This is a genomic window from Streptococcus sp. GS001, assembly GCF_021595565.1.
In the GTDB taxonomy this organism is placed as follows: Bacteria; Bacillota; Bacilli; order Lactobacillales; family Streptococcaceae; genus Streptococcus; species Streptococcus xiaochunlingii.
In genome coordinates, this window is record NZ_JACSYJ010000001.1 from 101,364 (window position 1) to 122,694 (window position 21,331).

The window sequence follows — 21,331 nt, forward strand, 5'->3', positions numbered from 1 at the left end:
AAACATAAAAAATTGGAACCTATCTACTAGCTACAACCCTCTTGCTTTCTTTAGTAGCTTGTACTCCGAAGCGGTATGAGCGTAAGCATGGCCCAGTAGGGTCTTCATCAGTCTAAAAGTCATCTGGTGAGGCTCAAGAAAAAGAGAAGATGGAAGAAGTTAAGTCAGATGAAAATGACAAAGAAGCCATTGGGACCTTGTCAAAAGCGGACGAAGAGGATATCTATTCGATCATTGAAAATAGTACATCTTTGACCTATTCCCTTCAGGTGCAACCGACTCGCTTACTGAAGTTGAAAAATGATCATAGTGCAGTTGAAGGATACTCACAAGACTTGTTCATTGATTACTACAATACCTACACGCCGAGAATTTATAATTTACAAGATATTATTGAAAAATTGGACGCAGAAGAAACATCGAACTCAGTCCGCAGTCTTTCACAAGACAAGCTGATCCAGCTCACAAATGAAAAGAAAGACGGCTGGATCTATTCGACAAAAGACAATGCATTCTACGAAGTTGTTCCTGGTGGTCGTGGCGGAGCGATGCCACCGATGGAAATCCCTTTACCCGATGAATGGGTGATCAATGAAGATTCGGTTGAAGTGACAACGACCATCCAAAGGACTTCTGAACCTTACAGACGCTTTGTTTTGAAACGCAACAACAAGAACTACAAGGGAGGAGCCTACAAAACACGCTTTTATGTGGACAGCACAGAATTAGTGAAATTGTAAAAATAATCAGAAGCTATATCTAGCTCTAAAATTTTTATATAGAACTTGCTGAAGATTCAAAGAAAAAGGCCCTCAAATCCTTTTTCTTTTGGGCTTGAATATGTTAAAATAAAAGGTATACGTGCTTGGATACAAAGATGAGGATATAACATATAGAAAGGCTCTTGCAATTCCTATCTCTTTGAGTTGGAGGCCGTAGTATCTTGAGTAATTGAATTTTGGCCTCATTTCTTAGGAAAAAAGATAAGCTTCCTAGCACTCATCGAGTGCGACGTCACCTTTCTATTTTTCTACAGAAATGTTCGGCAAGCCGAATCGTCCAAAATATCTTGATCTTTGTAGGCAAGTCGTATAATTTTATCAATCCAAAGGGGATTACAATGACAAAACAAGTGTTTCAAACGACTTTTGCGGGTCGTGAGTTGATCGTAGAGACTGGTCAGGTTGCTAAGCAAGCAAATGGCTCTGTTGTGGTACGTTACGGTGAGTCAACTGTCTTGACGGCTGCCGTTATGTCTAAGAAGATGGCAACTGGGGATTTCTTCCCACTTCAAGTCAACTACGAAGAAAAAATGTATGCGGCTGGGAAATTTCCTGGTGGCTTTATGAAACGAGAAGGTCGTCCTTCAACAGATGCGACCTTGACAGCGCGTTTGATTGACCGACCGATCCGTCCCATGTTTGCGGAAGGTTTCCGTAACGAAGTGCAAGTGATCAACACAGTTCTTTCTTATGATGAAAATGCATCTGCACCAATGGCAGCTATGTTTGGTTCATCATTAGCCTTGTCTATCTCAGATATTCCATTTGACGGACCAATCGCTGGGGTACAAGTAGGTTATGTGGATGGCCAAATCATCATCAACCCAACGCAAGAACAAGCTGAGCGCTCTCTTCTTGAATTGACAGTAGCTGGTACGAAGCATGCTATCAACATGGTAGAGTCTGGTGCTAAAGAATTGTCAGAAGAAATCATGTTGGAAGCCCTTCTTAAAGGACACGAAGCTGTTAAAGAATTGATTGCCTTCCAAGAAGAAATCGTAGCGGCAGTTGGTAAAGAAAAAGCAGAAGTAGAATTGCTTCATGTAGATGCTGACTTGCAAGCTGAAATCATCGCAGCCTACAACAGCGACCTTCAAAAAGCTGTTCAAGTTGAAGAAAAATTGGCGCGTGAAGCTGCAACTCAAGCAGTGAAAGATCAAGTAACAGCAGTTTACGAAGAAAAATATGCAGACCACGAAGAATTTGACCGTATCATGCGGGATGTAGCTGAAATCTTGGAACAAATGGAACACGCAGAAGTGCGCCGTTTGATTACAGAAGACAAGGTTCGTCCGGATGGTCGTAAGGTCGATGAAATCCGTCCTTTGGATGCACAAGTCGACTATCTTCCTCGTGTGCACGGTTCAGGTCTCTTTACGCGTGGACAAACGCAAGCCCTTTCTGTCTTGACCTTGGCACCAATGGGTGAAACGCAAATCATCGATGGTTTGGATCCAGAGTACAAGAAACGCTTTATGCACCACTATAACTTCCCGCAATACTCTGTTGGAGAAACTGGACGTTACGGTGCGCCTGGTCGTCGTGAAATTGGTCACGGTGCTCTTGGTGAGCGTGCTCTTGCTCAAGTATTGCCAAGCTTGGAAGAATTCCCATATGCGATCCGTTTGGTAGCAGAAGTATTGGAATCAAATGGTTCTTCATCTCAAGCGTCTATCTGTGCGGGAACACTTGCCCTTATGGCTGGTGGTGTGCCAATCAAGGCGCCAGTAGCAGGGATTGCCATGGGTCTCATCTCAGATGGGAACAACTACACCGTATTGACAGATATCCAAGGTTTGGAAGACCACTTTGGAGATATGGACTTCAAGGTTGCAGGTACTCGTGACGGGATTACAGCCCTTCAAATGGATATCAAGATCCAAGGGATCACTGCAGAAATCTTGACTGAAGCTCTTGCCCAAGCCAAGAAAGCTCGTTTTGAAATCCTTGATGTCATCGAAGCTACTATTCCAGAAGTTCGTCCAGAATTGGCTCCAACTGCTCCGAAAATTGATACTATCAAGATTGATGTGGACAAGATCAAGATTGTCATCGGTAAGGGTGGAGAAACAATCGACAAGATTATCGCTGAAACAGGCGTTAAGATTGATATCGACGAAGAAGGAAACGTGTCTATCTACTCTAGCGACCAAGCTGCCATTAACCGCGCTAAAGAAATCATTGCTGGTTTGGTTCGTGAAGCAAAAGTGGACGAAGTTTACCATGCCAAAGTTGTGCGTATCGAGAAATTCGGTGCCTTTGTCAACCTCTTTGACAAGACGGATGCCCTCGTTCACATCTCTGAAATGGCTTGGACTCGTACCAACCGTGTCGAAGACTTGGTAGCCATCGGTGATGAAGTCGATGTGAAGATTATCAAGATTGACGAAAAAGGTCGTGTCGATGCTTCTATGAAGGCCCTCTTGCCTCGTCCTCCAAAACCAGAACATGCAGAAGACAAAGGGGATAAGGGTCATCGTCATGGCGATCGTCCTCGTCACCACAACAAAGATTATAAACCTAGAAAAGACTTTACCAAAGATCCAGGTGAAGCAACGAATGAATAAGCATTTAAAAGAAAGGAGCACGGTATGGGATGGTGGCGTGAAACCATTGATATTGTAAAAGAAAATGACCCAGCAGCACGTACCTCGCTGGAGGTCCTCTTGACCTATCCAGGCGTCAAAGCGTTAGCTGCTCACCGTGTTTCTCACTTTTTGTGGAATCATGGCTTTAAGCTTCTAGCTCGGATGCACAGTCAGTTCTGGCGGTTTTGGACCCAGATCGAAATCCATCCAGGTGCGACCATTGCTTCGGGTGTCTTTATCGACCATGGAGCGGGCCTTGTTATTGGGGAAACAGCTATTGTTGAAAAAGGCGTTATGCTCTACCACGGGGTGACGCTCGGTGGAACTGGAAAGGATACAGGGAAGCGCCATCCAACGGTTCGTGAGGGAGCGTTGGTCTCCGCTCATGCTCAGGTCATCGGTCCGATTGAGATTGGGGCCAAGGCCAAAGTCGGAGCAGGGGCGGTCGTTGTCTCGGATGTACCGAGTGATGTGACTGTTGTCGGAGTCCCTGCAAAAATTGTTCGTGTTCACGGTAAGAAGGATGAGCCGATCATTCACCAGGAAGAGGAAAAACGCGAATACTACGTGAATAAGATGGAGCACGCCAAGGAAGCTAGTCACCATTCATCAAGTCTTTAGAAAAGGTTGGAAAAGTTATCGAAGTGAAATATGATAGGAGGAACCAACCTGTCATATTTACCAGATGCTATTTTGAACCAGGTAGTCCTTGAACTGAAAGAAGGCTTGGAGTCAATTTCGCAAGAGTAAAGTCTATCAGTTCTTCTACACAGCTGACTATGTAGATCATCATAACCGAACCTGGGATACCCGCCATGAAGAGCGGACAGCTGATGCCATGATTTTTTTCACTATCACTTTGAATAGCAAAGGAACTAGAAAGGTAACTACAAGAATGGCAGTTTATTTTTACGGCTGTATCACCATGGATGGCTACTTGGCAGACAGCCAGCACAGGATAGACTGGCTGCATCAGCTTGGTTCTGTAGAGGATACAGGCTATGATGACTTTTACAGGCAAATGGATATCACCATCATGGGCAAGCGGACCTTTGAGGAAATCCAAGATTTGCAAGATGTAGAAAGTTTTTATCAAGCTACGGAAAACTATGTCTTTACGCATGATAGGCACCTGCCTGTCAGCAATTACCAGCCAGTAGCTGGGGATGTGGTGGACTTTGTTCGCCAGATTGACAAAGGCAAAAATGTCTTTGTGATAGGTGGTAATTCCTTGGTAGGACCGCTCTTGGATGCGGATCTTTTCGACCACCTCATTATTCAGATAGCGCCCCTTATCCTAGGAAAGGGGGTTCCCCTCTTTACCCAAGAGGAAGGGCAGCGCTTTTACCAACTGGATAGCCTCAGACAATTTGGCCCTTTTGCAGAGCTGGTTTTCAGCCGAAAAAGTCAGAAATAGAGAAGGGAGTGGACCGCATGATTAAAATTTATGACACCATGTCTCGTGATTTGCGAGAATTTGTCCCAATCGAAGAAGGAAAGGTCCGCATGTATGTTTGTGGGCCAACAGTTTACAACTATATCCACGTTGGGAATGCCCGTTCAACGGTAGCCTTTGACACGATTCGTCGCTATTTTGAGTATCGTGGCTACGAGGTTAACTACATTTCCAACTTTACAGATGTGGATGATAAGATTATCAACCGTGCTAAAGAAGAAGGCATTAGTCCTCAGGAAGTGGCAGACAAGTACATTGCGGCTTTTTGTGAAGACGTGACGGCTCTCGGGGTCAAACCTGCAACCCGCCACCCTCGTGTGGTCGAGTTTATGGACGACATCATTCGCTTTGTCGCTGATTTGATCGAAAAAGGCTATGCCTACGAGAGCCAAGGGGATGTTTATTTCCGTGTGGAAAAATCCCACAACTATGCTAAGTTAGCCAACAAAACTCTAGAAGACTTGGAGCTAGGCGCTTCTGGTCGGACAGATGAGGAAACTGCTCGCAAGGAAAATCCAGTCGACTTTGCCCTTTGGAAAGCTGCGAAGCCGGGTGAAGTTTCTTGGGACAGCCCTTGGGGACCTGGTCGTCCTGGCTGGCACATCGAGTGTTCAGTCATGTCAACGGGGATTTTAGGCGATACCATTGATATCCATGGTGGTGGAGCTGACCTTGAGTTTCCACACCATACCAATGAAATTGCCCAGTCTGAAGCCAAAACAGGCAAAACTTTTGCCAACTACTGGATGCACAATGGCTTTGTCAATATCGACAATGTCAAGATGTCCAAGTCCTTAGGTAACTTCATTACTGTGCATGATGCATTGAAGACCATCGACGGCCAAGTCCTTCGCTTCTTCTTTGCGACCCAGCACTACCGCAAGCCCATTAACTTCACAGAAAAAGCGGTACGCGATGCGGAGACCAACCTCAAGTATTTGAAAAATACCTATGAGCAACCGTTCACAGGAGAAGTGGATCCAGCAGACTTGCAAGCCTTTGTGGACAAGTTTATCGTGGCGATGGATGAAGATATCAATGCAGCGAACGGAATTACTGTCGTCTTTGAATTGACCAAATGGATCAATTCAGGTCACTACAACCAAGACGTTAAGGATGCCTTGACCAAGATGCTAGAAGTCTTTGGAGTGGTCTTTGTCGAGGAAGTCTTGGATGCAGATATTGAAGCCTTGATCGCGGAACGTCAAGAAGCGCGGGCTAATAAAGATTTTGCGCGAGCAGATGCGATTCGCGATGAATTGGCTGCGCAAGGAATCAAGCTCTTGGATACAAAAGAAGGTGTAAGGTGGACACGTGATTGATGTCAATCTAATCAATGGAATCGCCCTGGCCTTTGAGGGAGATGCGGTCTATTCCATGTATATTCGTAAGCACCTGATTTTTCAAGGGATGACCAAGCCTAATAAACTTCACCAAGCTGCAACCCGCTACGTCTCTGCCAAGGCCCAGGCTAGTCTGATTGCGATGATGTTGGAAGAAGAGCTTTTGACAGAGAAAGAAGTCGAGATCTATAAGCGCGGTCGCAATACCAATAGCCATACCAAGGCAAAAAATGCAGATGTCGTGACCTATCGCATGTCGACGGGTTTTGAAGCGGTCATGGGTTACCTGCATCTGATGGATGAAATCAACCGCTTAGAGGAATTGGTAGCTTGGTGTATCCAAAAAGTGGAAGAAGGAACAAAATAGTGAAAAATATCAGAGAGTGGTTCCCTCAGGCAGAGGTGACGGAACACCCCAATCCACCAGCTGGTTATGTAGCCATTCCTCTGCAGGCCCAGCAATGGTTGCTACTGAAGGAAGAAGAGCTAACCGAACGAGAGAAACAATTGATTGCCTGGTTGGGCAGTGAGGAAGATTTTGCCCCCAACCCTTGGTACCAATACTTGATTGATGGAAAGGGAGAAGCCCCTCAAGTCATTAAAAAAATGCAACTTGTCTATTGCCACCTCTCGCACTCGACAGCGGAAGGGACGGCTTCCTGGTTAGAGATGATGCAGACGCTTTTGCCCAACTTTCGGGCAGTCTTGCAACTGAGTGGACAGGACTATGTACTCATTCTAGATCAAGAGCAGTCGCTGACTGTGGCTGATATCTTAAAAGATACCGTCTCTGCCATGGAGTATGATTTTAATATTCGCTTATCCATCATGGTCGGGCAGGTATGGACCGAGTCAAAAGCTGGGAAAGTATCCCCGGTCATCCGAGCAGAACGGGCAGCCTTTCGAGCCTGGATCCGAGAAGGGCATCAAGGTGTTTACCGCTTTTCTCAACTCTACCTATGGGGAATTGAGCAGGCAGATTTGGATCTCCATCCTATCAAAGAACGCTTGCATCAGTTGATTGGGAGTCAAGACCAGTTGCAGGATATCATTGTTGCCCTCTGGGACAACGGGGCAGTTGTAACCAAGGCGGCCCAGCAACTTTATCTCCATCGCAATTCCCTTCAATACAAGATTGACAAGTGGGAGGAGTTGACGGGTCTCCAGTTGAAAAATCTGACCGATCTAGCCCTGTGCTATCATTTGGTCTTACAAGATGTGATTTAAACGGAATCAAATCCAGAGTTTTGTGCAACTTGCACAAAACTCTTTTTCTTTTTTGTGAGATCTGCCATAGCATTGTAAAGCGTTTTCATTTACAATAGAACTATAAAAATCAAAGGAGTACCATCATGGTAGAATTAAATCTTAAAAATATTTACAAAAAATATCCCAACAGCGAACACTATTCAGTTGAAGACTTTAACTTGGACATCAAAGACAAAGAGTTTATCGTTTTCGTAGGTCCTTCAGGATGTGGTAAATCAACAACTCTTCGTATGATCGCTGGTCTTGAAGATATCACAGAAGGTGAATGTTCCATCGATGGTACTGTTGTAAATAACGTAGCACCTAAAGACCGTGACATCGCCATGGTATTCCAAAACTACGCTCTTTACCCACACATGACTGTGTACGATAACATGGCATTTGGTTTGAAATTGCGTAAATACAGCAAGGAAGATATCGACAAACGTGTACAAGAAGCAGCTGAAATCCTTGGCTTGAAAGAATTCTTGGATCGTAAACCAGCTGACCTTTCTGGTGGTCAACGTCAACGTGTGGCTATGGGACGTGCCATTGTCCGTGATGCAAAAGTGTTCTTGATGGACGAACCTTTGTCAAACTTGGATGCGAAACTTCGTGTATCCATGCGTGCTGAAATCGCGAAAATCCACCGCCGTATCGGAGCTACAACCATCTACGTAACTCACGACCAAACAGAAGCGATGACACTTGCTGACCGTATCGTTATCATGTCTGCGACTAAAAACCCAGCTGGTACTGGTACAATTGGACGTGTGGAACAAATTGGTTCTCCGCAAGAAGTGTACAAGAACCCTGTTAACAAATTCGTAGCTGGATTCATCGGAAGCCCTGCCATGAACTTCATTAACGTCAAGTTGGAAGGTGGCTACATCGTTACTAACGGCTTGAATTTGAAAGTTCCAGAAGGTGCTTTGAAAGTCTTGAAAGAAAAAGGCTATGATGGTAAAGAATTGATCTTTGGTATCCGTCCAGAAGACGTGAATACAGAAGCTGCTTTCCTTGAAACTTTCCCAGAATCAGTCGTGAAAGCAACCATCTCTGTATCTGAGTTGCTTGGTTCTGAATCACACTTGTACTGCCAAGTTGGTGACAACGAATTCATCGCGAAAGTGGATGCGCGTGACTATCTTGGAACTGGTGAAACCATCGAGCTTGGATTTGACTTGAACAAAGCTCACTTCTTCGACAAAGAAACTGAAAAGACAGTATACTAATATCTACTGACGCTATAGAGACTGAGACGATTTGTCTCGGTCTCTTTCATTTTAAGGAGACAAAACATGGAAAAAGACTGGTGGAAGGGGAAGGTCGCTTATCAGATCTACCCAAAAAGCTTCAAAGACAGCAATGGTGATGGTGTTGGGGATTTGAAAGGCATCACGGAGAAACTCGATTACCTTCAAGACTTAGGGATTGATATTCTCTGGCTATCTCCTGTTTACAAGAGTCCTTTTATTGACCAGGGTTATGATATTTCTGACTATTATGCCATTGATCCCCTTTTTGGAGCCATGGAAGATATGGAAGAGTTGATTGCGGAAGGCAAGAAGCGAGGCATTGCCATCATCATGGACTTGGTGGTCAATCATTGCTCCAGTCATCATGAGTGGTTCCAAAAAGCTCTAGCGGATCCAGATGGCCCTTATGCGGACTACTTTTACTTCATCGAAAGCGACAAGGAACCCAACAACTGGGAAAGTTACTTTGGAGGCAGTGTCTGGGAACCGGTTCCTGGTACCAACAAATACTATCTCCATTCTTTCCACAAGGATCAGCCGGATCTCAATTGGCAAAATCCTGTCTTGCGCGAAGAGATTTATAAGATGATCAACTGGTGGTTGGACAAGGGAATTGCGGGATTCCGGATTGACGCTATCATCAATATCAAAAAAGACCTAGAATGGCGTTCGCTTCCGTCCGATCGTGATAATGGCCTGGTCCCAGTGCCGGAATCGCTGGTCAATGCCCAACCGATTGAACCTTTCTTGCAAGAGTTAAAGGAGCGGACTTTTGCCAAGTATAATGCCTTCACAGTAGGGGAAGTTTTCAATGAAACCGATGATGAACTACATTTCTTCATTGGAAAAGATGGCGTCTTCTCTTCCATCTTTGACTTCAAACAAACCATGCTGGGGCAAGAAGGAAAAGGCTGGTTTGACCATAGTCTTCCGACAGCAGATGAACTCAAGGAAAGTATTTTCCAAGCCCATGAGCGTGGAGATAGTATTGGGGTCCTCTCGACCATTATCGAAAATCACGATGAGCCTCGTGGGGTGTCCCATTATATTGCAGAAGGTCCAGTAAACGATACCAGTAAAAAAGCCCTAGGAACCATTCAGGTTTTGCGCAAGGGAATTCCTTTTATCTACCAAGGCCAAGAAATTGGGATGGAAAACCAAGTCTTTGAATCGGTGGAGGATTTTGATGATATCGCGACCATCAATGGCTACCATGTTGCGAAAGAAGCTGGTCTGAGCGAGGAAGAAGCCTTAGCAGCGATTGCCAAATACAGTCGAGACAATGCGCGAACACCCATGCAATGGTCAGCAGAACCAGGACTGGGCTTTAGTGATGGGCCAGCTTGGTTGATCAGTCCCAAACCAGACTATTCTATTAATGTGGAAGACCAGGAAAAGGATCCAAATTCCATCTTGAATTATTACCGCAAGTTGACGGCCTTGTATCGCCATCCCCTCTATGGGAATACCATCCGTTTCGGAGATATGATTCCAGCTTATCGGGACCGTGAAAACATCATCGCCTTCGAACGCCGTGGGGACAAGCGTCTTTTGGTGATCAGCAATTTCCAAAATCGCCAGGCCACCTTGGAGCTGCCAGCTCCGATTAAAACGGTTATTTTAAACAATGTCGCAGGACTATTCCAAGAAGGAGACCAAGTATTAGAATTGGCCCCTTACCAAACTGTCGTGCTAGAATTAGCAGAATAGAAAGAACCTTCGCGTCTGCGAAGGTTCTTTTCATGTCATCCAAGTCTACACCTGGAACTTACTCAACTTCTTTCTTTTTCAAGAGGAGGAAGTTTTTCTCTTGAAATTTGTTACAGATTGATGGCAAAGAAAAAGAGCTGGGAAAATCTTCCCAGTCTTTAAAGAAGGGTTTATGCTTGAAGCTCCTTTTGGTAGGTTTGATAGAATTCCACCTTGATGGAGATAAAGGTTTCAAGATCTCGGAGGAGTTGCAGAAGGGTCGCTCGGGTTTCAAATTCTTGACGAGATCGAGGGAGAGGTCGCTCGCGGAAGACTGCTAGATAGCGGTTGATTTCGTCAAGTAGGAATTGGGCTGGATTTTCCTGACTGAGCTGGCTGGCTGTTTTAGCAAAGAGTTGGGCCAAAATAAGACTCTCGCTCGCGGCTAATTGACAGTTGTTTACGTTGTTGGCCATGTCCCGCAGGATATTATTTTGGTGCTTGCGCATCTCAAAATAATGGATATGGTAGTTGGTCTGATGGAAGAGGTGATTGGAGTGGTCTAAATAGACTAAATCGAGAGCTTCTTTTAAGATGGTATCTAGCTCACGAATCAAGCTAGCATCGTTGCTCCCATCTCCTTTTCCTAGAAACTCTGCAAAGCGATAGAGAATCTTCTTGAGTTGCTCCTCGACAATTTCATGATAGCGATCAATTTCTTCCTGTCGAGAAGGCATATAGAGATTGGCTAGGAGGGCAAAGCTGGTTCCGATTAGGAAAATAGATACTTCATTTCCCAATAAAGAAAGGGAAGTGGATTTTTCTAGCAGGAGATGGGTAACCAGGACAGAGCTGGGCGTGATACCAATTTCCCAGCCTTGTAGGAAAGCAAGGGGGACATAGGTGGCCAGATAAAGACCAAGGGCCCAGAGATTGAAGCTGAGAATCTGAAAGGCTAAGCTTCCAAGGAGGAGGGCAAGAAGCATGGACATAAAGCGATTATAGGCTAGTTTGGCGGTGCTTCGACGGGTATCGCTAATGCTGAGAATGGCAATGATCCCCGCAGAGATGGCGTAGGACAGACCCAAAAACTCTGAAAGCAAGATGGCCAAACAGGTGGCGAGAACCATCTTGATGGTTCGGTGAATAAGTGGCATAATGCTGATTCTTTCCTTTTTCTAAACTAGTTTCATTATACCACAAGCAAAGTGGCCTACTCCAAATGTTTCACCAGATATGGCAATTGTGTTATACTAGTTTCATGAAAAAAAACGATATTGTTTATGGCGTTCATGCCGTTACAGAAGCACTAGTCGCAAATACAGGAAATAAATTGTATATTCAGGATGATTTGCGTGGGAAAAATGTAGAAAAAATCAAAGATCTAGCAGCGGAAAAAAAGGTCTCCATTTCTTGGACCCCTAAGAAAACCTTGCAAGAAATGACAGAAGGAGCTGTCCACCAAGGTTTTGTCTTGCGGGTTTCGGAATTTACCTATACGGACTTGACTGAGATCTTGACCCAGGTAGCTGATCAAGACAATCCCTTGCTCTTGATTTTGGATGGCTTGACTGATCCGCATAACTTGGGATCCATCCTGCGAACAGCTGATGCGACCCAAGTAGCGGGAGTCATCATTCCCAAGCACCGTGCTGTTGGAGTGACCCCTGTTGTCGCTAAGACCTCAACTGGGGCAGTGGAGCATGTCCCTATTGCTCGGGTGACCAACCTTAGCCAAACCTTGGATAAGCTCAAAGAAGCAGGCTTCTGGATTTTCGGAACCGATATGAATGGGACGCCTTCTCACAAATGGAATACCAGTGGGAAGCTAGCCCTCATTATTGGCAACGAAGGCAAGGGCATTTCAGCCAATATTAAAAAGCAAGTGGATGAAATGATTACTATTCCTATGCAGGGGCATGTCCAAAGTTTGAATGCCAGTGTCGCAGCAGCGATCCTTATGTATGAGGTCTTTCGCAATAAATTATAATAGAAGAAATCAAAGGAAGGGGGCAATCCATGAAAGAAAAAATTTTGTTAGTGGACGGCTACAACATGATTGCCTTCTGGCAAGAAACCCGCCAGCTCTTTAAGAAGAGTGAGCTAGATGCTGCACGAACGATCCTCTTAGAGAAGCTTAGCCACTATGCCAGCTTTGAAGGCATTCGCGTGATTTGTGTCTTTGATGCCCAATACATGCCGGGGATTCGCCAGACCTACGAAGAATTTCAGGTCCAAGTGGTTTTCACAGCGGAGGAGGAGACCGCCGATGACTACATTGAACGCTTGGCAGCAGAGCTCAATACCCCCCTCCACCAAGTATCAGTCGCGACGAGTGACTTGAATGAGCAATGGACGGTCTTTGCTCAAGGAGCGCTCCGTGTTTCAGCGCGGGAGTTGGAGAAACGGGTCGCTGTTGTCAAAGCCGACTTGAACCAAGCGCGAGGAGTCGTCAACGATCAAAAACCACCGATACGGCCTTTTGACCAAGAGGGCCTACGTCAACTACAAAAAGAGATGGGAGCAAGTAAATGACCTTTAAAATTTTAACAGATTCAACTGCAGATTTAGATGAAACATGGGCAAAGGAGCATGGTGTAGAGATCGTCGGTTTGTCTATCCAAATTGATGGAACCCATTATGAGACAGTAGGTCCAGATAAACTGACCAGCCCCCAATTATTAGCAGAGATGCAAAAGGGTGCTAAACCAACGACCAGTCAGGTCAATGTTGGACAGTTCCAAGAGATTTTCAAAGGCTTCGCTCAAGGCAAGGAAGATCTCCTTTATATCGCCTTTTCTTCAGTCTTGTCAGGGACCTACCAGAGTGCGGTCATGGCAAGAGACTTGGTCCTTGAAGACTACCCAGAAGCCGTCATCGAAATCATCGATCCAAAAGCTGCAGGGATTGGAGAAGGCTACTTGTCTATGCTAGCAGTTGAGGCGCGTGATGCCGGCAAGAGTTTGGATCAAGTTAAGGAAGAACTGATGGAAATCGCTCCTAAGTTGCGGACCTATTTCTTGGTGGATGATCTCTACCATCTTATGCGCGGGGGACGCCTTTCTAAGAGTTCAGCCATCGTCGGAAGTTTGGTTAATATCAAACCCCTTCTTTGGATTGATGAAGAAGGCAAGTTAGCTCCAATCGCTAAGGTACGTGGACGTAAAAAAGCCATGCGGGAAATGCTCACCCTCATCCAGGAAGATATCGGTCACAGCACAGCCTTGGTTTCCTATACAGATGATTTGGCAGGAGCAGAAGAGCTCAAGGCTCAATTGTTGGAGAATCCAGCTATCTCCCAAGTCTTGATCATGCCACTAGGGCCAGTCATTGCTGCCCACGTCGGTCCTAATTCTCTCATCGGCTTTGTTATAGGAAAAGAAAATCGCAAATAATTTTTCAAATCGGTTGACTTTTATCTGAAAAATTTGATACAATAGTAGGCGGTATTGTTTACCCCATTTGTAAGGCCCCGGAACCTTTCAAATAACTTGCGGACCGGAACATCCGCCCTGTAAACAAAAACGATATTCATAATAGGAGAAATCATGAACAAAACTACATTCATGGCTAAACCAGGCCAAGTAGAACGCAAATGGTACGTTGTTGACGCAACTGATGTACCTCTTGGACGCCTTTCAGCAGTTGTTGCTAGCGTGCTTCGCGGAAAAAACAAACCAACATTCACACCACACACTGATACAGGTGACTTCGTAATCGTTATCAATGCTGAAAAAGTTAAATTGACTGGTAAAAAAGCAACTGATAAGATCTACTACACTCACTCAAACCACCCAGGTGGATTGAAATCAATCTCTGCTGGTGAACTTCGTTCTAAAAATGCAGTACGTTTGATCGAGAAATCAGTTAAAGGTATGCTTCCACACAATACTCTTGGCCGCGCTCAAGGTATGAAATTGAAAGTATTCGTTGGAGCTGAGCACACTCACGCTGCACAACAACCAGAAGTTCTTGATATTTCAGGACTTATCTAAGGAAAGGAACAATAAAGTATGTCACAAGCACAATATGCAGGTACTGGACGTCGTAAAAACGCTGTTGCACGCGTTCGCCTTGTTCCAGGAACTGGTAAAATCACTGTTAACAAAAAAGATGTTGAAGAGTACATCCCACACGCTGACCTTCGTCTTGTAATTAACCAACCATTCGCAGTTACTTCAACTGCAGGTTCATACGACGTTTTCGTTAACGTTGTAGGTGGTGGATACGCTGGTCAAGCAGGAGCTATCCGTCATGGTATCGCTCGTGCCCTTCTTCAAGTAGACCCAGACTTCCGCGATTCATTGAAACGCGCAGGACTTCTTACACGTGACTCACGTAAAGTTGAACGTAAGAAACCAGGTCTTAAGAAAGCTCGTAAAGCATCACAATTCTCAAAACGTTAATCAATACGATTATATCAACGTTTACAGACATTCAAGAATTATTTCTTGGATGTCTTTTTTGTTTCAAAAAATCAAAGTTCACCCCAAAATTCACCCCATATTCACCCCATCAATTTTTTAAACTACGAAAAGCAATATCACCTACAGTCTGATTGACTTTATCTTTGATATTAACGTAAGTTTTTGTAATCTCTTTATCACTATGAGTAAGAGCTTCTGAGAAGGCTTCAAGAGAAACACCTGCTTGTTTAGCAAGAGTAGCACCAGTATGTCTTAGTTTGTGTGGTGATGCTGGTGCTAATTCGGGATGTCTTCGTCTGACTGATTTCATCTTGATAAAACTTAAAATTTTTCTAATTATAACGAAGCATAGTCAAAAAGCTATGACCTCTATATTCACAAAAAAATCCAGACCAATACTAGTCCAGATTTCTTGTCTATTAAACATTCTTTTCAAAGAATGGAAGAACGGCTGTAACGGCTTTGTCAACGCAATTATTTAACTGTGAGAATCCGACGCACATAAATTTTAAATGGCGTCTCAGTCACATTTAAATTTATGAGACGCTTAGACGTTAGGCTTTCAATTTGTCAAATTTTGCTTTGACATTTGCCTTGAATTCTTCAAGTTTAGCCTTGCGTTCGGCTTTACGTTCAGCCTTCATTTGTGCACGTGCCTGGTTGTAGAGGTCTTCTTGGACTTGCAGAGCTGCTTCGATTTCGGCTACGACGGTTGCTACATCCCAACGCACGATTTGGGTGTCGTACTTGGTGAAGTAAGCATCGATGACTGCTTCGTTGTTTTCTTGCACCAAGGCGACAACGGCTGTTTCGCCGTCGATCAATTTTTGAGACACAACGTCAATCAAGCCAGCTTCTGCCGTATCAACGGTATCACCAGCAGCCAAACCATAGAGGCTGCCAATACCATAACCAAACAAGACGCCGATAGGACCACCCAAAAGCCCGATAACTGCACCGAGCAAGCCACCTTCTAGAGTTGCATCCGTCGTTGAATCTTCAAAGTCATAGCGTTCTTTTTCAACGATGTGACCGTTTTCATTTTTGACCAAGGCGATTTGAGCAACCTTGGTCGTCTGAGTTTGGCGGAAAGCCTTCAAATCCGCAAAGGACTGATAAGCTTCGCTTTCAGTGTTAAAGACTGAAACTACTAGGTTTTCCATAGTTAGTACCTCTTTTCTAAATATACACCTTCATTATAATACAGTTTCAATCACTTTTCAATCATTTTAGTGCGACATTTTAATTGATATGTCGCGTTTATCAGCGTCAAAGAACAGTTTCAGGCAGCGGTATATCTTTGCCATATCCCAGCCCAGACACTCTGGCGACTCTGAGTGATTATCAAGAAAGGCGTCCAGCAACATCTTAAAGCCTCCCGTGCAAAAAGTAAATAAATAGTGTTTTTCCTGTATGCCTGTCACACGGCTAAAAGACCGCTTGACCAAATCTTCCAGAAAATTATAGCAGATATTATGTACCAGCTCTGTGTAGCGAGTCTGATGAGCGTGCCGAATCACATCGACACTTTTATAGAATCTGCCAACTGTTTCCTTATGGTCGAATCCTTGAAAGAAGTCGCTTTATTCGTCGGTCAAGACAATTAATTTGGCTGGTGCAACTGATTCGCCAAGCTATGAACAAGCAATTATTACCTTTTGAAAGCGAAAATGGCAATTATGAAGGTGAAGCTACTCAGGTCTTAGTTCTTCTATCCAATTACTATGCAGACAAATAACTATTTGATGAAAAAACAGATGAATATGGAAATATCTTGATTTTAAAGGATTCATCCATCATTTCTAAATTATCGGCTATCCCAGATTTATTAAAAAGGGGATCTAGTAGGTAACAATAATATCGAATATATCAAAGTACGCAATATTAGGATTTCTTCAGAGGTTGAGTTAGAGTCAGATGTTGATGGGGATAAGTCGGATAATCTGCCAGTAGATATAAAAATACTAGAAAACAGGCTTGAAAAAGGCTCGTAAAGCTAGCCAGTTCTCTAAACGTTAATTCGTTGCTGGACAGCAGAATACAAACGAAAACACTTTGCATCTTGCAAGGTGTTTTTTTCTATGAGAACTGGCGGTGCGCAATTAGGATAGCTCTAGCGACTTTAGTCGCATAGAGATATGCTATGCACAGTTGCCTCAAGAAAACAATGCTTCTTGGTCCACCCTGTTAGACAAGCTTCAAAACCAAGGAATCCAACAGATTTCTCTTGTAGTTACAGATGGCTTTAAGGGGCTTGAGCAGATTATCAGTCAGGCTCACCCATTAGCTAAACAACAATGTTGCTTAATTCATATTAGTCGAAATCTAGCTAGTAAAGTGAAACGAGCAGATAGAGCGGTTATTCTGGGGCAATTTATAATGATTTATCGTGCTGAAAATTTAGAAATGGCAGGACAAGCTTTAGAGGACTTTCTCGCCGAATAGAAACCAAAGTATAGGAAAGTCATGGAAAGTCTGGAGAAGACGGATAATCTTTTAACTTTTTATCAGTTTCCCTACCAGATTTGGCACAGCATGTATTCGACAAACCTCATTGAGTCTCTTAACAAAGAAATCAAACATCAAACGAAAAAGAAGGTTCTTTTTCCTAATGAGGAGGCTCTGGAACGTTACTTAGTTACGTTGTTTGAAGATTATAATTTCAAGCAAAGTCAACGAATCCATAAAGGGTTTGGTCAATGTTCTGATACACTTGAAAGCTTATTTAATTAACACTCCGTAACTCTACTTAAGTGTTTACACATAATTATTGACAGTATCAAAAAATAAAGTATATTGTTTTCATCATAATATAATTAAATATCAGTATAGAGAATTTTATCTATATATCAGATATCAGCAATTGCTTTTGCTGTCATTTTTCGCTACAATAGTTACAAGGAGGAAATAAACATGTTAAAAGAAGTATTAAACGTCGCAAAAGTTGCGAAAAAATCATCTCTCTTCTTAGGAGGGGTAGCATTTGGGACGCTTGGCTTGAAAGTCTTAGCAAGTAAAGAAGCTAAGAAAGGCTATTCTAAGGCCTTGGCTAAAGCTTACAAATTGAAAGATGGACTGGATGCATCTGTTTCTGTTGTAAAACAACACGGTGATGATGTTTTACAAGACGCTAAATATTTATACGAACAGGAAAAGAAAGAAGAACAATTAGATAGCCTGACAGGTGAATAATATGTCTTTTAAAGTGCTACACAGAGGATATCAACATATCCGATTATCGTCCTCGTTTTCACTGACCTTGGATATTCAAGATTATCTTCGTTCCTTGGCTAAAGATGAAAAAGGGATCGACTCTATTCAGTTTTATATGGATCAGCAGCACTTTACTCTACGTATGAAAGAAGGCTTCTCTGTATTAGAAAATGCAGAGGCCTTTTTAAAAAAAATTGACAAGGGGAAAGTTTCGGACTTGATGACTCTTCCCATTCGTAGAGAAGAGAGTGCTTATTCAATTGTATCGGGTGCAGCGATTAAGCGTTTGCTGTTTCGAAGTTTTGTACCCTACCCTATTCGTTATATTTGGACTTGTTATCAGGCTTTGGGTTATGTCAAAGAAGCCTATCAAACTTTAGCGCGCAAGGAACTAACCATGGAGGTCTTGGACTGTTCGGCCATTTTGTTGTCCTTGTTTATGAACCAATCCAAGACAGCTAGCAACATCATGTTTATGCTTGATTTGGGTAATCATCTGGATCAGTGGTCTTTAAAAAAAACAGCAACAGATTTGGAACAAAGCCTTCTTGCTAAAGAAAGTGATGTTTTCTTAGTGCGGGGAGACATGGTCATCAGCATCAAGAGTTCTGATGTTCAAGTAGGTGATGTATTAGTTGTCTCCCAAGGGAATGAAATCTTGTTTGACGGCCAAGTGGTTTCAGGATTAGGCATGGTCAATGAGAGTTCCTTGACTGGAGAGAGCTTCCCTGTTGAAAAGAAAGAGGGAGATTCTGTATGTGCGAATACTGTTTTGGAAACAGGAGAGTTAAGAATTCGTGTGACTGATAATCAGATAAACAGTCGTATTTTGCAACTCATCAATCTGATGAAAAAATCTGAAGAGAGTAAGAAGACAAAACAACGTCATTTTATTAGGATGGCAGACAAGGTTGTAAAATATAACTTCTTAGGTGCTGGTTTGACTTATCTGTTAACAGGTTCGTTTTCAAAAGCCATTTCCTTTTTATTGGTGGATTTTTCATGTGCTCTAAAAATATCCACACCTGTAGCCTACCTTACGGCCATAAAGGAAGGTCTAAATCGAGAAATGGTTATTAAAGATGGTGATGTATTAGAAAAATATCTGGAAGTGGATACTTTCTTGTTTGATAAAACGGGTACCATCACGACGAGTTATCCTTTGGTTGAAAAGGTTCTTCCTTTCGGAGATTATACTGAGAAAGATATTTTAAGAATAAGTGCATGTTTGGAGGAACATATCTATCATCCTATTGCCAATGCAATTGTTAAACAAGCTGAAATTGAAGGCATTGAACACGAAGAAATGCATGGCAAGCTTCAGTATGTTGCAAGCAAAGGGATTAAATCGCAAATTGATGGTCAATCGGTTGTCATTGGAAATTATGTACTAATGCAAGACGAACAGGTAAGAATTAGTTCTGAGCAGCTGGCCTTGATTGAGCAATATAAGACTCATTACAATTTATTGTTTTTGGCTTATAAGAAAGAATTAATTGGGATGTTTTGTATCCACACTCCCTTGAGAAGCGAGGCGAAAGTTGCATTGAAAAAGCTAAAGCGCCAAGGGAAAAAACTGATTCTGGCAACTGGTGATACGTTGGCTAGAACAGAAGAGTTGGTTAAAGATCTGCCATTTGACAACGTTTATACTGATTTAAAACCAGATGGTAAGTTTCAGTTGGTTCAGGAATTACAGAAAGCTGGCCGAACTATTTTGATGGTTGGAGACGGGTTAAACGACTCTGCTGCCTTGACGCTTGCAGATATTGGGGTTGTGATGAATGAAAGTGCTGATATTTCTAAGCAGATGAGTGATATTTTATTATTAGATAATCGTTTAGATTTCTTCGAGGAATTGAATTCTTTATCTGAATCGTTGCAGAAATTAATTCAAAGAAATATTCAAGAAACAGTTGTAATAAATGGAAGTTTAATTGGATTTGGGTTGTTAAATTGGTTAAGCCCATCTAATCTTTCGATATTGCACAATCTGACTACTTTAAGAATCGTCCTTCGTAGTCTTTCTATTAAAAGTAGGTAAGAGACCGAGAAGCTGAGGTTATAAAAACTAAAAGGAGTTGTCTCATTTGAGAATAACGGCTCTTTGTCAACTGTAGTGGGTTGATGGAAAATTATACCCTGGAGAGGACCAAATTGGTTCTCTCCTTTTAAATATTGAAAAAACCATTGGCAGTGGACATACTTTAAGACTATATATTTCTGAAACTAGTTTCACAATACAAATATTGACATGCAATTATTAATTGGTGGATTTTAAGTTGACATCTACAAAGTTTAATGTTAGAATACATTCAAAAATATATTTGAATAAGGTGTTTTATGATTCAAAATATTGTTACTTCAATAATCCTGTATTCTGGGACAGCCGTAGACTTACTTATTATCCTAATGTTATTTTTTGCCAAAAGAAAAAGCAGAAAGGACATCATTAACATCTATTTAGGACAATTTCTAGGCTCTGTTAGTCTAATATTCCTAAGTTTGCTTTTTGCATTTGTCTTAAATTATATTCCTAGTAAAGAGATTTTAGGTTTACTCGGTTTGATTCCAATTTTCCTAGGCCTCAAAGTTTTGCTTTTAGGAGATTCTGATGGAGAAGCTATTGCAAAAGATGGTTTGCGAAAAGACAATAAAAACCTGATTTTTCTAGTCGCTATGATTACTTTTGCAAGTTGTGGCGCTGACAATATTGGTGTCTTTGTCCCATATTTTACCACCTTAAATTTAGCGAATTTGATAGTGACTTTACTTACTTTTCTAGTCATGATTTATCTCTTGGTTTTTTCTGCCCAAAAATTAGCACAAGTCCCTTCTGTTGGAGAAACTTTGGAAAAATATAGCAGATGGTTTATTGCCGTTGTCTATTTAGGATTGGGGATGTATATCCTGATTGAAAACAACAGCTTTGACATGCTATGGGCTGTGTTAGGCTAGGAGAAAAAATTATGAAAAAAGATAGTATCTGTCAAGTGGATGTTATTAATCAACAAAATGTTACAACCGCAACGAACTACCTTGGAAAGGAAAAAGTCCAAAAATCACTTCGCATTTTATCAAAATTTACCGATAATAAACAGATAAATATCATCTTTTATCTCCTTGCTGTTGAAGAACTCTGTGTCTGTGATATAGCCTGTTTACTAAATCTCAGTATGGCATCTGCCTCCCACCATCTTCGTAAACTAGCCAATCAAAACATCTTGGACACTAGAAGAGAGGGGAAAATTATATATTATTTTATAAAGGATGAGGAAATCAGAGATTTTTTTAATCAACTAGGATAACAACTATTTTTACTACTT

General features: G+C 42.5%; 21 protein-coding genes and 2 pseudogenes. 20 read left to right on the forward strand and 3 right to left on the reverse strand.

Going from position 1 to position 21,331, the window contains the following annotated elements:
* Positions 1–149 precede the first annotated feature (149 nt).
* The 9 genes from H8S88_RS00450 to H8S88_RS00490 all read left to right on the forward strand — a co-directional run bounded on the left by H8S88_RS00450 (position 150) and on the right by H8S88_RS00490 (position 10,386).
* Positions 150–740: a hypothetical protein gene (locus H8S88_RS00450; protein ID WP_236127807.1), complete on the forward strand. Its 591-nt coding sequence runs from the start codon at positions 150–152 to the stop codon at positions 738–740.
* 380 nt (positions 741–1,120) lie between these two features.
* A complete protein-coding gene (pnp, locus tag H8S88_RS00455) occupies positions 1,121–3,349 on the forward strand; it encodes a polyribonucleotide nucleotidyltransferase (protein ID WP_185761503.1) in 2,229 nt (742 codons plus the stop codon).
* A gap of 24 nt (positions 3,350–3,373) precedes the next feature.
* The gene (gene cysE, locus H8S88_RS00460) at positions 3,374–3,991 is read left to right on the forward strand and encodes a serine O-acetyltransferase (protein WP_048790006.1); all 618 of its coding nucleotides are present in this window, start codon (positions 3,374–3,376) and stop codon (positions 3,989–3,991) included.
* Positions 3,992–4,265: 274 nt separating this feature from the next.
* Positions 4,266–4,787, forward strand: a complete 522-nt coding sequence (locus H8S88_RS00465; RefSeq protein ID WP_000301981.1) for a dihydrofolate reductase family protein — start codon at positions 4,266–4,268, stop codon at positions 4,785–4,787.
* Positions 4,788–4,804: 17 nt separating this feature from the next.
* On the forward strand, positions 4,805–6,148 hold the full coding sequence (gene cysS / locus H8S88_RS00470; RefSeq protein WP_236127808.1) for a cysteine--tRNA ligase: 1,344 nt from the start codon (positions 4,805–4,807) through the stop codon (positions 6,146–6,148).
* Entirely contained in the window at positions 6,141–6,536 is a 396-nt protein-coding gene (locus H8S88_RS00475; RefSeq protein ID WP_048790008.1) for a Mini-ribonuclease 3, read from the forward strand. Before cysS ends, H8S88_RS00475 begins: the two co-directional genes overlap by 8 nt.
* A complete protein-coding gene (locus H8S88_RS00480) occupies positions 6,536–7,396 on the forward strand; it encodes a helix-turn-helix domain-containing protein (RefSeq protein WP_048790009.1) in 861 nt (286 codons plus the stop codon). The genes H8S88_RS00475 and H8S88_RS00480 overlap by 1 nt, the downstream gene beginning before the upstream one ends.
* A 125-nt stretch (positions 7,397–7,521) precedes the next feature.
* The gene (locus H8S88_RS00485) at positions 7,522–8,652 is read left to right on the forward strand and encodes an ABC transporter ATP-binding protein (RefSeq protein WP_048790010.1); all 1,131 of its coding nucleotides are present in this window, start codon (positions 7,522–7,524) and stop codon (positions 8,650–8,652) included.
* A gap of 66 nt (positions 8,653–8,718) precedes the next feature.
* Entirely contained in the window at positions 8,719–10,386 is a 1,668-nt protein-coding gene (locus tag H8S88_RS00490) for an alpha-glucosidase (protein WP_236127809.1), read from the forward strand.
* Positions 10,387–10,556: 170 nt separating this feature from the next.
* Here H8S88_RS00490 and H8S88_RS00495 read toward each other — a convergent pair whose 3' ends face one another.
* A complete protein-coding gene (locus tag H8S88_RS00495) occupies positions 10,557–11,522 on the reverse strand; it encodes an aromatic acid exporter family protein (RefSeq protein WP_236127810.1) in 966 nt (321 codons plus the stop codon).
* Positions 11,523–11,626: 104 nt separating this feature from the next.
* Between H8S88_RS00495 and rlmB the strand changes: the two genes are divergently transcribed.
* From rlmB to rpsI, 5 genes are all read left to right on the forward strand, one after another.
* Complete coding sequence (gene rlmB, locus H8S88_RS00500; RefSeq protein ID WP_236127811.1) at positions 11,627–12,355, forward strand: 23S rRNA (guanosine(2251)-2'-O)-methyltransferase RlmB; 729 nt, start codon at positions 11,627–11,629, stop codon at positions 12,353–12,355.
* A 29-nt stretch (positions 12,356–12,384) separates the two neighbouring features.
* The gene (locus H8S88_RS00505; protein ID WP_129822478.1) at positions 12,385–12,900 is read left to right on the forward strand and encodes an NYN domain-containing protein; all 516 of its coding nucleotides are present in this window, start codon (positions 12,385–12,387) and stop codon (positions 12,898–12,900) included.
* Positions 12,897–13,760, forward strand: a complete 864-nt coding sequence (locus H8S88_RS00510; protein ID WP_236127812.1) for a DegV family protein — start codon at positions 12,897–12,899, stop codon at positions 13,758–13,760. Before H8S88_RS00505 ends, H8S88_RS00510 begins: the two co-directional genes overlap by 4 nt.
* A gap of 153 nt (positions 13,761–13,913) precedes the next feature.
* Positions 13,914–14,360 (forward strand): 50S ribosomal protein L13, encoded by a 447-nt coding sequence (gene rplM, locus H8S88_RS00515; RefSeq protein ID WP_002876943.1) that lies wholly within the window; start codon positions 13,914–13,916, stop codon positions 14,358–14,360.
* An 18-nt stretch (positions 14,361–14,378) separates the two neighbouring features.
* Positions 14,379–14,771 carry a 30S ribosomal protein S9 gene (gene rpsI / locus H8S88_RS00520; protein WP_002893764.1) on the forward strand — a complete coding sequence of 131 codons (393 nt, stop codon included), beginning with the start codon at positions 14,379–14,381 and terminating at the stop codon, positions 14,769–14,771.
* A 109-nt stretch (positions 14,772–14,880) separates the two neighbouring features.
* Here the strand turns inward: rpsI and H8S88_RS00525 are convergent, their stop codons facing one another.
* Together H8S88_RS00525 and H8S88_RS00530 are read right to left on the reverse strand one after the other, a co-directional pair.
* Positions 14,881–15,102, reverse strand: a complete 222-nt coding sequence (locus H8S88_RS00525) for a tyrosine-type recombinase/integrase (protein ID WP_002893762.1) — start codon at positions 15,100–15,102, stop codon at positions 14,881–14,883.
* A gap of 244 nt (positions 15,103–15,346) precedes the next feature.
* Positions 15,347–15,955, reverse strand: coding sequence for a DUF1269 domain-containing protein (locus tag H8S88_RS00530; RefSeq protein WP_002893760.1), 609 nt, complete (start codon positions 15,953–15,955; stop codon positions 15,347–15,349).
* 350 nt (positions 15,956–16,305) lie between these two features.
* Here H8S88_RS00530 and H8S88_RS00540 point away from each other — a divergent pair.
* The 6 genes and pseudogenes from H8S88_RS00540 to cadX all read left to right on the forward strand — a co-directional run.
* Positions 16,306–16,786: pseudogene (locus H8S88_RS00540) on the forward strand (hypothetical protein); the annotation flags it as partial.
* A gap of 148 nt (positions 16,787–16,934) precedes the next feature.
* A pseudogene (locus H8S88_RS00545) lies at positions 16,935–17,525 on the forward strand (IS256 family transposase); the annotation flags it as partial.
* A 180-nt stretch (positions 17,526–17,705) separates the two neighbouring features.
* Positions 17,706–17,984 carry a DUF6110 family protein gene (locus tag H8S88_RS00550; RefSeq protein ID WP_002893755.1) on the forward strand — a complete coding sequence of 93 codons (279 nt, stop codon included), beginning with the start codon at positions 17,706–17,708 and terminating at the stop codon, positions 17,982–17,984.
* A gap of 1 nt (position 17,985) precedes the next feature.
* Positions 17,986–20,049: a heavy metal translocating P-type ATPase gene (locus tag H8S88_RS00555; protein WP_002893754.1), complete on the forward strand. Its 2,064-nt coding sequence runs from the start codon at positions 17,986–17,988 to the stop codon at positions 20,047–20,049.
* Between the two features lie 299 nt (positions 20,050–20,348).
* The gene (locus H8S88_RS00560) at positions 20,349–20,963 is read left to right on the forward strand and encodes a CadD family cadmium resistance transporter (RefSeq protein ID WP_002911684.1); all 615 of its coding nucleotides are present in this window, start codon (positions 20,349–20,351) and stop codon (positions 20,961–20,963) included.
* An 11-nt stretch (positions 20,964–20,974) separates the two neighbouring features.
* Positions 20,975–21,313 (forward strand): Cd(II)/Zn(II)-sensing metalloregulatory transcriptional regulator CadX, encoded by a 339-nt coding sequence (gene cadX, locus H8S88_RS00565; RefSeq protein ID WP_049528799.1) that lies wholly within the window; start codon positions 20,975–20,977, stop codon positions 21,311–21,313.
* Positions 21,314–21,331: the final 18 nt, after the last annotated feature.

Coding starts and splice junctions, on each gene's coding strand:
- H8S88_RS00450 (WP_236127807.1), top strand. CDS start 150: ATGGAAGAAGTTAAGTCAGATGAAAATGACAAAGAAGCCATTGGGACC.
- pnp (WP_185761503.1), top strand. CDS start 1,121: ATGACAAAACAAGTGTTTCAAACGACTTTTGCGGGTCGTGAGTTGATC.
- cysE (WP_048790006.1), top strand. CDS start 3,374: ATGGGATGGTGGCGTGAAACCATTGATATTGTAAAAGAAAATGACCCA.
- H8S88_RS00465 (WP_000301981.1), top strand. CDS start 4,266: ATGGCAGTTTATTTTTACGGCTGTATCACCATGGATGGCTACTTGGCA.
- cysS (WP_236127808.1), top strand. CDS start 4,805: ATGATTAAAATTTATGACACCATGTCTCGTGATTTGCGAGAATTTGTC.
- H8S88_RS00485 (WP_048790010.1), top strand. CDS start 7,522: ATGGTAGAATTAAATCTTAAAAATATTTACAAAAAATATCCCAACAGC.
- H8S88_RS00490 (WP_236127809.1), top strand. CDS start 8,719: ATGGAAAAAGACTGGTGGAAGGGGAAGGTCGCTTATCAGATCTACCCA.
- H8S88_RS00495 (WP_236127810.1), bottom strand. CDS start 11,522: ATGCCACTTATTCACCGAACCATCAAGATGGTTCTCGCCACCTGTTTG.
- rlmB (WP_236127811.1), top strand. CDS start 11,627: ATGAAAAAAAACGATATTGTTTATGGCGTTCATGCCGTTACAGAAGCA.
- H8S88_RS00505 (WP_129822478.1), top strand. CDS start 12,385: ATGAAAGAAAAAATTTTGTTAGTGGACGGCTACAACATGATTGCCTTC.
- H8S88_RS00510 (WP_236127812.1), top strand. CDS start 12,897: ATGACCTTTAAAATTTTAACAGATTCAACTGCAGATTTAGATGAAACA.
- rplM (WP_002876943.1), top strand. CDS start 13,914: ATGAACAAAACTACATTCATGGCTAAACCAGGCCAAGTAGAACGCAAA.
- rpsI (WP_002893764.1), top strand. CDS start 14,379: ATGTCACAAGCACAATATGCAGGTACTGGACGTCGTAAAAACGCTGTT.
- H8S88_RS00525 (WP_002893762.1), bottom strand. CDS start 15,102: ATGAAATCAGTCAGACGAAGACATCCCGAATTAGCACCAGCATCACCA.
- H8S88_RS00530 (WP_002893760.1), bottom strand. CDS start 15,955: ATGGAAAACCTAGTAGTTTCAGTCTTTAACACTGAAAGCGAAGCTTAT.
- H8S88_RS00550 (WP_002893755.1), top strand. CDS start 17,706: ATGTTAAAAGAAGTATTAAACGTCGCAAAAGTTGCGAAAAAATCATCT.
- H8S88_RS00555 (WP_002893754.1), top strand. CDS start 17,986: ATGTCTTTTAAAGTGCTACACAGAGGATATCAACATATCCGATTATCG.
- H8S88_RS00560 (WP_002911684.1), top strand. CDS start 20,349: ATGATTCAAAATATTGTTACTTCAATAATCCTGTATTCTGGGACAGCC.
- cadX (WP_049528799.1), top strand. CDS start 20,975: ATGAAAAAAGATAGTATCTGTCAAGTGGATGTTATTAATCAACAAAAT.